8 protein-coding genes and 6 pseudogenes are annotated in these 11265 nt (G+C 68.7%); 9 read left to right on the top strand and 5 right to left on the bottom strand.

The genetic code is table 11. From position 1 onward, the window contains the following. From CFB34_RS15100 to CFB34_RS15080, 5 genes and pseudogenes are all read left to right on the top strand, one after another. Positions 1-168 (top strand): annotated as a pseudogene (locus CFB34_RS15100) (divalent metal cation transporter); the annotation flags it as partial. Between the two features lie 81 nt (positions 169-249). Beyond that, positions 250-824: pseudogene (locus CFB34_RS15095) on the top strand (phosphatase PAP2 family protein). 800 nt (positions 825-1624) lie between these two features. Beyond that, positions 1625-1981, top strand: coding sequence for an SDR family NAD(P)-dependent oxidoreductase (locus CFB34_RS15090; RefSeq protein WP_347404476.1), 357 nt, complete (start codon positions 1625-1627; stop codon positions 1979-1981). A 78-nt stretch (positions 1982-2059) separates the two neighbouring features. After that, positions 2060-3046 (top strand): annotated as a pseudogene (locus tag CFB34_RS15085) (NADP-dependent oxidoreductase). 202 nt (positions 3047-3248) lie between these two features. Next, positions 3249-3437 (top strand): hypothetical protein, encoded by a 189-nt coding sequence (locus CFB34_RS15080; protein ID WP_242808656.1) that lies wholly within the window; start codon positions 3249-3251, stop codon positions 3435-3437. 360 nt (positions 3438-3797) lie between these two features. Here the strand turns inward: CFB34_RS15080 and CFB34_RS15075 are convergent. The 5 genes and pseudogenes from CFB34_RS15075 to CFB34_RS15055 form a co-directional block, all read right to left on the bottom strand. Then, positions 3798-4849: pseudogene (locus tag CFB34_RS15075) on the bottom strand (AI-2E family transporter). 236 nt (positions 4850-5085) lie between these two features. Continuing rightward, a pseudogene (locus CFB34_RS15070) lies at positions 5086-5669 on the bottom strand (YSC84-related protein). A 64-nt stretch (positions 5670-5733) separates the two neighbouring features. Then, on the bottom strand, positions 5734-6120 hold the full coding sequence (locus CFB34_RS15065) for a DUF883 family protein (protein ID WP_089428053.1): 387 nt from the start codon (positions 6118-6120) through the stop codon (positions 5734-5736). Next, a complete protein-coding gene (locus CFB34_RS15060; protein ID WP_242808655.1) occupies positions 6107-6430 on the bottom strand; it encodes a hypothetical protein in 324 nt (107 codons plus the stop codon). Before CFB34_RS15060 ends, CFB34_RS15065 begins: the two co-directional genes overlap by 14 nt. Then, positions 6405-8268: pseudogene (locus CFB34_RS15055) on the bottom strand (ExeM/NucH family extracellular endonuclease). Before CFB34_RS15055 ends, CFB34_RS15060 begins: the two are co-directional and overlap by 26 nt. A 204-nt stretch (positions 8269-8472) precedes the next feature. On the opposite strand from CFB34_RS15055, the gene CFB34_RS15050 reads away from it, so the two are divergent. The 4 genes from CFB34_RS15050 (at position 8473) to CFB34_RS15035 (ending at position 11094) form a co-directional block, all read left to right on the top strand. Then, positions 8473-8826: a YciI family protein gene (locus CFB34_RS15050; protein ID WP_089443035.1), complete on the top strand. Its 354-nt coding sequence runs from the start codon at positions 8473-8475 to the stop codon at positions 8824-8826. Between the two features lie 125 nt (positions 8827-8951). Further along, a complete protein-coding gene (locus CFB34_RS15045) occupies positions 8952-9371 on the top strand; it encodes a YciI family protein (RefSeq protein ID WP_089443034.1) in 420 nt (139 codons plus the stop codon). Positions 9372-9412: 41 nt separating this feature from the next. After that, positions 9413-9829, top strand: coding sequence for a glyoxalase/bleomycin resistance/extradiol dioxygenase family protein (locus CFB34_RS15040; protein ID WP_089443033.1), 417 nt, complete (start codon positions 9413-9415; stop codon positions 9827-9829). Next, entirely contained in the window at positions 9826-11094 is a 1269-nt protein-coding gene (locus CFB34_RS15035) for a DUF6596 domain-containing protein (protein ID WP_089443032.1), read from the top strand. The genes CFB34_RS15040 and CFB34_RS15035 overlap by 4 nt, the downstream gene beginning before the upstream one ends. Positions 11095-11265 lie beyond the last annotated feature (171 nt).

Raw genomic sequence — 11265 nt, 5'->3', positions numbered from 1 at the left:
GCTGCTGAGCCTGCAGCTGCCGTTCGCGATGTGGCCGCTGATCCGCTCGGTCAGCGATCGCAACACGAGGCGAGCACACGATCGGGCGCGGGATGCAGATCGCCGCGTGGGCTGTTCGTCGTCATCACCGGCACGAACCTGCTGCTGATTACCGGTGTCGCGGGCTGATACAGCCTGACACAGGCTGACACAGTCGCGCGGCGCGCATGCGGTAAACTGCGGCCTTTCGATCGTCGTCCGAAGTCCGTTATGTGGAGTGAAATCAGCAACATCGGCGATGCCGCGCTGACCTTGCCGATCGCGCTGACCTGCGCGGCGTGGTTCGCGCTGACCGACTGGCGCCTCGCCGTCCGCTGGGCGTGCTGCTCGCCGCCGGCATGGCCTCGTCGGCGCCACCAAGATCCTCTATGCGGGTGCGCATCGAGCTGCCGCAATTCGATTTCCGCGTGATCAGCGGCCATACGATGCTGTCGACGTCCGTGTGGACCGTCGCGCTGTCGATGCTGTGGCAGGCGTTCCGGCCGGGCAAGACGCCCGGCATCGCGGCCGGCTGGCCGTCGGCGCGCTCACGGCCGTCGCGCGCGTATTCGATCATTCGCACACCGTGCCGGAGGATCGTCGGCTGGATGCTCGGCGCGCTGGTCGCGCTGGTGTTCCTGCGCGGCTACGACAGCGCGCGGCAGCGTGCCTTCTCGCGCGCGTCGCGGCGTCTGCTGCTGCTCGTGTCGGCATCGCGTACGGCACCGTGCGCCGTTCCAGCAGATGATCGACACCATTCGCCGCAACTCTGCCGTTCGTGCGCGCGCGTCGGCGACGGATTCTGACGGTAGCGTGCGCGCCCGGTGCCGCTTTCTTGCCCGCATTCGCCCGGCGTTGCACGATTCACCCCGTTCATCTTCCGAGCGCTTTCGCGTCCGCGCGGAACGCCGTGCTTCTCATTGCCTGAATCAACGACCGGCCGGTCTGCATGATCGCGGGGGCAGCCGGCCCGCGCCTGCGCGCCGACACGCTGAGGTCATGAACAGAGCTATGACCGGCATAACGATTATCATTCATCGATGGCGCATTCGCGTACGCTGGCTGTCGTTCACCGGGGCAGGCTGCCCGGCACGTCCGCACGCGTCAGGTTCATGTCGATATACTCGTGAAACCGTGCGGCGCCTCGTGATGTCGAGTACGGTCGACCGCCGCTCGGCCGGAACAGGCACGGCCCACCCGTCGCGCAGCGTTCCGCGACGACGATTCACGATAGAGCAGTCACATGACAGTCGTTTCTTCGCGCCTTGCGCAAGTGCGCATACATCACGGCGCCGCGGGCGCCTCGGCCGCCGATCGCGCGCCGATGTCGAGCAGGCGCGCGCGTGTTCGTGACCGACATCGCCGACGCGGCGGTGCTCGACGCGTTCGCGCAGGAGCTCAACGCGGCCACGCGACGCCGGTCGCGTTCGCCGACGCAGGACGTGCGCGACGAAGCGCGCTGGCAGGCGCTGCTCGCGAGCGGTCGACGCATGGCGGCTGTCGTGCTCGTCAACAACGCGGGCGTCGGCTCGATCGCTCGCCCGCGCAGATCAGCTGGACGAATGGCGGCGCGTGATGGCGATCAACGTCGAAGCATCGTGCTCGGCTGCAAGCATGCACTGTCGTATCTGGCCGAAAGCCATCCCGCATCATCATCAACATCTCGTCGGTCGCCGCGTTCAAGGTCGAGCCGGATTTCACCGCGTACAACGCGTCGAAGGCGGCGGTCGCGTCGCTGACGAAGTCGTCGCGATCGACTGCGCGCGCCGCGAGATCGACGTGCGCTGCAACTCGATTCACCCGCGTTCATCCGCACGGGATCGTCGAGCCGCTGTTCCAGTCGCTCGGCGAACGCGACGCGACGCGCAAGCTCGCGCGCGGCATTCCGCTGCGCCGCTCGGCGAGCCGGACGACGTCGCGCACGCGGCCGTGTATCTCGCATCCGACGAGAGCCGCTTCGTGACGGCGCCGAACTCGTGATCGACGCGGCATGTGCGCGTCTGACGCGCATCCCGAACTACTACGACCGGAGGAGAACATCGTGTCCACACCCGTGAACCGCCAACTGCTGCTGAAAACGCGCCCGGAAGGCGGGTCGCCGCGAACACTTTTCGCTCGTCGAGACGCCGTGCCGGCGCTCGCCGACGCGAGTGCTCGTGCGCGTGCTGTATCTGTCGATGGACCCGACCAACCGCGTGTGGATGAGCGACGTGCCGCAGTACCTGCCGCCCGTCGCGATCGGCGAGTGATGCGCGCGCTCGCATCGGGCGCGTGGTGGCGTCGCGCAACGCGGGTTCGCGAAGGCGATCTCGTGCAGGGCTCGTCGGCTGGCAGGATTACGCGGTCGTGCCTGCCGACCAGGCCGCGCAGCTCGTGAAGCTGCCCACGCGTCGGCCTGCCGCTGCCGACGCTGCTCGGCGCGTGCGGATGAGCGGGTGACCGCGTATTACGGCTGACCGATATCGCGCCGGTGCAGCCGGCGAGACGCTCGTGTATCGGCGGCGGCCGGCTCGGTCGGCTCGATCGCCGGCCAGATCGCAAGATCCACGGCGCACGCGTGGTCGCATCGCGGGCGGCGCGGACAAGTGCCGCTACCTGACTGAGACGCTCGGTTTCGACGCGGCCGTCGACTACAAGCCGACGATTTCCGAGCAACTGAAGCGGCGACGCCGGACGGCGTGCACGTGAACTTCGAAAACGTCGGCGGCGAGGTGATGCGCGCGTGCTGTCGCGGATGGTGATCGGCGGCGCGTCGCGCTGTGCGGCGTGATCTCGAACTACAACAGCGGGCGCGCGCGGACGACGTCGGCGTGCTGATCTCGAAGCGGCTGACGATGCGCGGCTTCCTCATCCTCGACTATCGCAAGAGCCGTGAAGCCGTGCAGACGCTCGCGGCTGGCTGCGCGACGCCGGCTCAAGGCAGAGAAACTGTTGCGACGGTCTCGAGAATGCACCTGACGTGCTGAATCGCCTGTTCGACGGCGACCATCGCGGCAAGCTCGTGCTGCGCGTCGATCCCGGCGCGTGACCGCCCGACGCGCAGCGTGCAATGCCGTTCGTACGCTGCCGCGAGCGATGCGAACGCGGTGCGTTCGAACAACCGTGCATTAGTTTCGGACTAGTCCCATATATTGTCCGACGTCTCTCCCTAAAGTGATTGCCAGCAGACAGCGGCGTGACCGACGCGTCACGCCGCCTTTTTTTCTGGTCACACGGAAGAGGAGAGGAACATGCGAAACGACGCGAAGCGGCGCATCGGTGGCGATACGCAATCGAACGGTGTGGTGCGCCGGTGCCGTGCGGCAGATCGTAATCGGCTTGGCGCGGCGTTCGCGATGTCGAATGCGGTGGCGGCCGGCATGCCGCGTCGGACGGCACCGTACGGTTCACGGGCGCGCTCGTCGATCTCTACGACGTGACGCTCGACGCGCGCTCGGGCGAGGTGTCGAAGGACGAGAGATGGCGAACGGCGGGGGGCGGCAACGCTGCGATTCGATGCCCATGGCCGGCGATTGCCGGGCGCCCAGGTGGCGCTGGTCGGGCCCGACGGTGCGCGGCTCTCGCCCGAAGTCGCTTCGCGTGTGCGGGCAACGTGGCGCGATGCGCACGACGATCGAAGCGTGCCGCTGGTATCGGGCCGCACGTATCGCGTGGGCCCGTATGGCGCGTGATGACGCTGGCGCGGATGAAGCAACGGGCGCCGAGCGCCCGTCGTGATCCGCATTCGCCATCCGTGACGGCGCGTGCCGCAGGTGCGTGGCACGCGGCCACGCGATGCGTCATTCGCCCTGTTCGGCGCGCGCGTAGATGTCCCAGCTCGCCATGAACAGCGCGGCGACGAGCGGCCCGATCACGAAGCCGTTGATGCCGAACAGCGCCATCCCGCCGAGCGTCGAGATCAGCACGACCCAGTCGGGCATCTTCGTGTCCTTGCCGACGAGGATCGGGCGCAGCAGGTTGTCGACGAGGCCGATCACGCCCACGCAGAACGCGACGAGGATCACGCACTTCCAGACCGCGCCGATCATCAGGAAGTAGAGCGCGGCCGGCACCCAGACGAGGCTCGCGCCGATCGCGGCAGCAGCGACAGGAACGCCATCAGCGCGCCCCACAGCACCACGCCCTCGATCCCGAGGATCCAGAAGATCAGGCCGCCGAGCGCGCCCTGCACGAGCGCGACCGCGATGTTGCCCTTCACCGTTGCGCGCACGACGGTCGTGAACTTCGCAAGCAGCAGGTTCTTGTGCTCCTCGTCGAGCGGCAGCGCGCGGCGCACGCGGCGGCCGATCTCGCCGCCGTCGCGCAGCAGGAAGAACACCATGTACAGCATCACGCCGAAGCTCACGACGAACTGGAACGTGTTCTGGCCGATGCTGAGCGCCTGGGTGGCCGCGAACTGGCTGATTTGCGCGGCGCCGTCGGTCAGCTTCTTCTGGATGCCCGGGATGTTGGTCAGCCCGTATTTCTGCAGCAGGTTCTGGATCGACGTCGGCAGCGCATGAATGATGTCGTGGAAATACTGCGAATAGTTCGGCTGGGCGTCCTTGAGCTCCTGGTACACGTACGCGATTTCCTGCACGAGCGTCGCGGCGACGAACACGAGCGGCAGGATCACGATCAGGACGATCAGCGACAGCGTCACGAGCGCGGCCAGGTTGCGCCGCTTGCCGAAGCGCGCGGCGAGCCAGCGCTGCACGGGCTGGAACAGGATCGCGAGAATGGTGCCCCAGAACACGGCTCCGGAAAACGGCGCGAGGATCCAGCAGAGTCCGACGGTGACCGCGGCCAGCAGGAAATAGAAGAATTTTTGGTGGTCGTGTCCGCTTTCCATGGATGACGTTCGCGCAGATTGATGCGTGGTTTGATTGAATCTCGTTGCCCCGCGCGCGATCGGTTCCCGATCGTCACGGGTTCGCGGCGAAATGCGACGCAGGGCGGCCCGAAGCGGAGTATGCCCGCAAAGGCGCCGCCATCATAGCCGCTGCGCGCGGCCCATACGAAAACGCCGCGGCCGGGGCCGCGGCGCTGCCGGGAAGCAAACGCGGCGTGACGCCGCGTGCCGCATCGTCAGATATTGAGCTTCGTGACCTTGGTGCCGTTCACCGACAGGTCGCCCATCAGGCCCGCGTTGGTCAGGACCAGCACCTGGACCGGGCGGTGGCGGTGTTGGAGTCGACCGCGCCGTTCGCGCCGACCTTCACGACCGCGACCGACGCGTCGGCGCCCGCGGCCCAGCCGTCGGACTTGCGGAACGAGTCGAGCGCATCCTGCGTCATGAACAGGAACACGATCGCCTTCGACTGCGCGCCGGCCTGCAGGCCGACCGACAGCGACGACGTGTTGTAGTAGCCGACCGTGCTGCCGCCGACGCGCAGCGCGCCGTTGCCGGACTGGCCGCCGACGATGAAGCCGGCCTGCAGCACGTTCGGGAACACGAGCACGCCGCGCGATTTCGCGACGAGTTCACGCGAACCCGGCACCGTCGAATAGAGGCGCGACAGCGTCGCGTTGACGCTGGCGTCGATCGACTGGCGCTTCGACGCGCTGGCCGCGGCGCCTTCCGGTTTGTCCGGGGTGGTCGTGCAACCGGCGAGCGCGAGGCTGCCGAGCAGGACGGCGGCGGCGGCTTTCATGGCAAAGGTCTTCTGCATGGCGTTTCTCCTTCGTTTGTCTGATTGAGGACGGACGGGGCGGGCGCGTGGCGGCCGGCTCCGCTCAACGGCGGGCAAGGAGCAGGCCCGCAACGAACGCGAGGCCGGCGACGACGCCGGCGGTTTGCCACGGGTTGTCTTGCACGACCTGCGACACGCGTTCGGCCGAATCGCGCAGCCGGGCGGCCGCGCTGCCCGACGCATGGTCGAGTGCGCCGCGCGCTTCATCCAGCTTGGATTGCACGCGCTTGCGCAGCGCGGCGATATCGCCGTCGCCGTCGTTTTTCAGCAGATCTTCCAGTTCGTCGACCAGCCCGCGCAGATCGTCGGTGACGTCGTCATGCAGGTCGCGGGCGGCCGAGCGCGTCGTGCGTCCCACGCGCCGGCCCGTGCGACGAATGTCGGAAAGGCCGCGGTCCAGCTTGTGTTCGATCGAGTCAGTGAGCGCCATGGTGTTTATCCTCCTTCGATTCAAGGCAAATTTGAAGATAAGACGAATCCCAGCAACCTGTGTGATTCACTTGGCCCGATTTTGTTTCGAGACAAATTTTCAATTTGTCGGCAGGATCGCCGCGAAGCCCCGCCGCACGGGGCTGCGCGGCGATTGAAAAAAATTCGCGTTCCGGCGAAGCGGCGTATCGGGCTGCGATACGCAGTGAAAGCCCGGTAAATATCGCGTCACCCGGGCCACCAGGTAAATAGTGCCGTTGCAGGCCTTGTGCTGATGCAAATGCACTAATCGACCGTTGATCGAGAAGCATGGTTCGTGCCCGGGGCTGCCGGCGCGCCGCCATCGCCAAGCGCGACGTCGATCACGACGGGATCGTGATCCGACGACCGGTACGCGTCGGGTGCGTAATAAATCGACCGTTGCGCGGCCGTTTTGTAATCAGGCAACGGTTGCAGGGTGGCCGGCTCGTCGGCGTTGATGTGCCAGACGTGTACGGCCCTCACGCGCGCGGCGAGCGCCGGCGTGGCCAGCGCGTGGTCGAGGCTGCCCGCTGCGCCGCGAAATACGTAGCTGTACGCAGCATCGCCGACGAAGCGGGCCACCAGGTTCGCGTAGCCGCGCGATTCGAGCGCGCGCACCGGGTCTTCCTTCGCGTAGCTGTTCAGGTCGCCGATCAGCAGGACGCCATCGGCCGTGGCGCCGGTCGGCGACGTGGCGAGCCAGTCGGCGACGCGCACGGCGGCTCGCGTGCGCGCCGCATTCCAGCAGCCCTGGCCGTCCGCCTGGTCGCGATCGGCGCCGGTCGCGTTCGGGCAGTTCTTCGATTTCAGGTGATTGACCGCGACCGTGAAGGCGCGCGTGCCGCCGGTGCGCCGGAATGTCTGCGCGAGCGGCGGGCGGTGCCGGCCGCCGAGTGCGACGGTCGCGGCGCGCCCGGCCGGCTCGACCGTGCGGCTGTCGTACAGCAGCGCGACTGCGATCGCATCGCGGCCGAGGCGCGCGGTGCCGGGCTCGACCGCGCGCCAGCCGTCGCCGAGTTGCGCGGCGAGACGGCGTACGGCGCTTGTTTCACCGTGGCCGTTGTTCGCGATTTCCACCAGCCCGATCACGTCGGCACGCAGCGCGCGCAACGCCGCGACGATCTTCGCCTCCTGTCGCGCGAACGCGGCGGGCGTTTTCGCACCGCGGTTGGCCGGGCATCGAAACCGCCGCCACGCCCGTCGCCGTTGAAATAGTTGAAAACGTTGAACGACACGATGCGCACGTCGGCGTCCGGGTGCCGGGCCGGCGCCTCGGTGCGCGGGTTCGCGGCGGCATCGAACACCGGCGCCGCGCCGGCGACCGGTTGCAGCCGCCACGCGCCGTAGCGCAGCTCGAGCACGCCTTCGATGCCGCGTACCGTGTAGCCGCGCGCAGCGTGTTGGCAGCGCTTAGCGCGGGCGGCGGATAGCGCACGGTCGCGGGCTCGCGGCGGGCCGAGCCGTCGTCGAGCACGATGCGGTTGCGTGCGTTGGCGGTCGCGATCGCGGCGGCCTCGGCCGGCGGAGCGACGTGGGTCGGGATGCGTAGCCGGCCGTGGCTGAGGACGACGCTGCCGTAGCGGCCGAGTTCGTGGGTATCGCTGACCGTCAGCGTTTGCGGCAGGCGCACCCGCATGCCTTCGAGCGCGGCCAGCACCGCCGGGGTGGCGACGGGCAGCGTGAGCGTGGCAGGCGTGACCTGTTGCCCGCGCGCGCAGACGGTCACGCCGCCCGACAGCGTGAATTGCGTCCGGCCGTAACGCTCGTCGACGCGGCCCGTGAGATGCACGCGATCGCCGGCCTGCGCGCGCGCGCTCGGCGCGTACACGAACACGCCTTCAGGGACGCCCGGCCGGTGCCGTCGCTGCGCGTCGGCCTGCTGGACGAAGAAGCCGCCGAGTCCGTCGGCGCCGCCGAACGCCGCGGTGACGACCGCTTCGATCGAGGTCGTTTGCCCCGCCAGCGGCGACGGGCCGCCGGCGCCGCGAAGGTCGGCAACCGGCGTGGTCGCGCCGCCGCAGCGGGCGCTGACCGGCGGCGCGGCCGTGGCCGGCCGGGCAGGAAGGGCGGCGAGCGCGGCGACGGTGATGAACGGTGCAACGGCAAGCGGCACAAGCAGCTGTGACATGGGGCGGTCCACAGGAAGACAATCCGACGGTTCGGGAAGGCATCTTGACGGCAAAATGTCTGGAAGCGGCGGAAATGGCCGTCCGGCCAGTTGCCGATCGGCCGACGATGCAAGCGGCACTACGGCTGCTACGCTTTTGCATCGGCCGGCGCATCCCGATCGCGCAGCGAGCGCTGCCGCGCCCCGTTCCCACAGGAGTCATCCATGTCTTACATGCTGTTGATAGTCGAGCCGACCGAGCAGCGCGCCGAACGCACACTCGACGAAGGTCAGGCGCTGTACGCGCGGATGGTCGATTTCGCCGAGACGCTGAAGGCGCGCGGCGTGCTGCGCGGCGTCGAGTCGCTGGAGCGCGCCGAGCGCGGGACGCGCGTGCAGGTGCGCGACGGCGAGACGCGCCTGCTCGACGGCCCGTTCGCGGAAGCGAAGGAGATGGTCGGCGGCTTCTTCCTCGTCGACGTCGACACGCGCGAGGAAGCGATCGAAATCGCGCGCCAGTGCCCGGCCGCGCAGTGGTGCACGGTCGAGGTGCGGGCGGTCGGTCCGTGCTTCCTGTGATGGCCGAGACTCGGTATTTACCCTGATACGTCGCGGAGTATGTCGATCCGGCCGTCTGCCGGCCGTCGTCCGGATAAGGCGCCGATGAATCGGCGCTGCCTTCCACCGACGACAAGGAGTGAACGATGCGCTTCATGATCATGATCCGGGCGAACGCCGTCAGCGAATCCGACGCGTTGCCGGACAACCGGCTGGTCGAGGCCATGACTGTCTACCACGAGGAGCTGGCCAAGGCCGGCGTGCTGCTCGACGCGAACGGGCTGCGGCCGAGCGCGCGTGGCTGGCGCGTGCGCTACAAGGACGGCAAGGGCACCGTGGTCGACGGCCCGTTCGCCGAAACGAAGGAACTGATTGCCGGCTATACGCTGATCCAGGTGCGTTCGCGCGACGAAGCGCTCGAATGGACGCGCCGGTTCCCCGCGCCGTTCGGCGCCGAGATGGATTGCGAGATCGAGGTGCGGCCGCTGTTCGAGCTCGACGACCTCACGCCGAGCGATGCGGTCGAGCGGTTCCGCGAACTCCACGTGGGCCGTACCAGCGCCTGATTGATTGCCGACCTGAATCCACCTCACCGGGAGTACCCGACATGCACAAGATGGTCTTCATCAACCTGCCGGTGGCCGACCTGCCGCGCTCGAAGGCGTTCTACCAGGCGCTCGGCTACGAAGTCGTACCGGCCTATACCAACGACCAGGCCGCCTGCATCAAGATCAGCGACACGATCTTCGCGATGCTGCTCGTGCGGCCGTTCTTCCAGACGTTCACCGGCAAAACCATCATCGATCCGGCGACGCAGGTGCAGGTCCTGTCGTGCCTGTCGTGCGACAGCCGCGCCGAGGTCGACGCGATCGTCGCGAAGGCGCTGGCGGCCGGCGGGTCCGCGCCGCAGGCGCCGCGCGAGTACCCGAACATGTACGGCCACGGGTTCGACGACCCGGACGGTCATGCATGGGAGCTGATGGCCATGCCGCTGGACGCGTCCGCCAAGGGGCAGGCGTCGTGACGCGTGAGGCGACTCACCGTGCGATCGAAGCGGTCTGGCGGATCGAGGCGCCCAAGATCATCGCGCGCGCCGCGCGCGTGGTGCGCGACGTCGGCGTGGCCGAGGAGCTGGCGCAGGACACGCTCGTCGCGGCGCTCGAGCACTGGCCCGTCGACGGCGTGCCCGACAACCCGGCCGCATGGCTGATGACGGCCGTGAAGCGTCGCGCACTCGATCGTGTCCGGCAGGAGTCGCTCCACGCGGCGAAGCGCGACCAGCTCGGCCACGAGATGGACGCGCTCGAAGCGCATGTCGTCCCCGATATCGCCGAGGCGCTTGCCGACGCGAGCGACGACGACATCGGCGACGACCTCCTGCGGCTGATCTTCACGTCGTGCCATCCGGTGCTGTCGACCGATGCGCGCGTGGCACTCACGTTGCGGCTGCTCGGCGGGCTGACGACGGGAGAGATCGCGCGCGCGTTCCTGACGCCCGAGCCGACGATCGCGCAGCGGATCGTGCGCGCCAAGCGCACGCTTGCGGCGGCGCACGTGCCGTTCGAGGTGCCGGCGGCCGACGCGCGGCCCGCGCGGCTCGCGTCGGTGCTCGAAGTGATCTATCTCGTGTTCAACGAAGGTCATGCGGCGACCTCGGGCGACGACTGGACGCGCCCGGCGCTGTGCGACGAGGCGTTGCGGCTCGGCCGCGTCCTGGCCGGGCTGGCGCCGGACGAGAGCGAGGTGCTCGGGCTCGTCGCGCTGATGGAGCTGCAGGCGTCGCGCATGCATGCACGCACCGACGCGCAGGGCCGGCCCGTGCTGCTGCTCGACCAGGATCGCAGCCGCTGGGATCCGCTGCTGATCCGGCGCGGCCTCGCGGCGCTCGAACGGGCGACGAAGCTCGGCGGCGTGCGCGGGCCGTATGCGCTGCAGGCCGCGCTGGCAGCCTGCCATGCGCGTGCGCGGCACGCGTCGGATACGGACTGGGCGCAGATCGTCGCGCTGTATGACGCGCTCGCCGAAGTCGCGCCGTCGCCCGTCGTCGAGCTGAATCGCGCGGTGGCCGTCGGGATGGCGTTCGGGCCTGCCGCGGCGCTCGAACTCGTCGACGCGCTGCGCGACGATCCCGCACTCGCGCGCTATCACTGGCTGCCGAGCGTGCGCGGCGACCTGCTGGCGAAGCTGGGCCGCGCCGACGAGGCGAAGGCCGAATTCCGCCGCGCGGCGGAACTGACGCGCAACGAGCGCGAGCGCGAGTTGCTGCTCAGGCGTGCGACGGACGCGTGACGCACGCGGCACGCGCGAATGCCGAGCAACGAGCACCCGAACACCCGAACACCCGAACACCCGAACACCCGAACACCCGAACACCCGAACACCCGAACACCCGAGCACCCGAGCACCCGAGCACATCCCCCGGCGCGCCGCCCCACCAAGCACTATCACCCGGATTGAAAA

Origin of the sequence: Burkholderia sp. HI4860, from assembly GCF_002223045.2 — a bacterium.
GTDB lineage: Bacteria > Pseudomonadota > Gammaproteobacteria > Burkholderiales > Burkholderiaceae > Burkholderia.
This window is presented reverse-complemented; position numbering and strand designations above follow the sequence as displayed.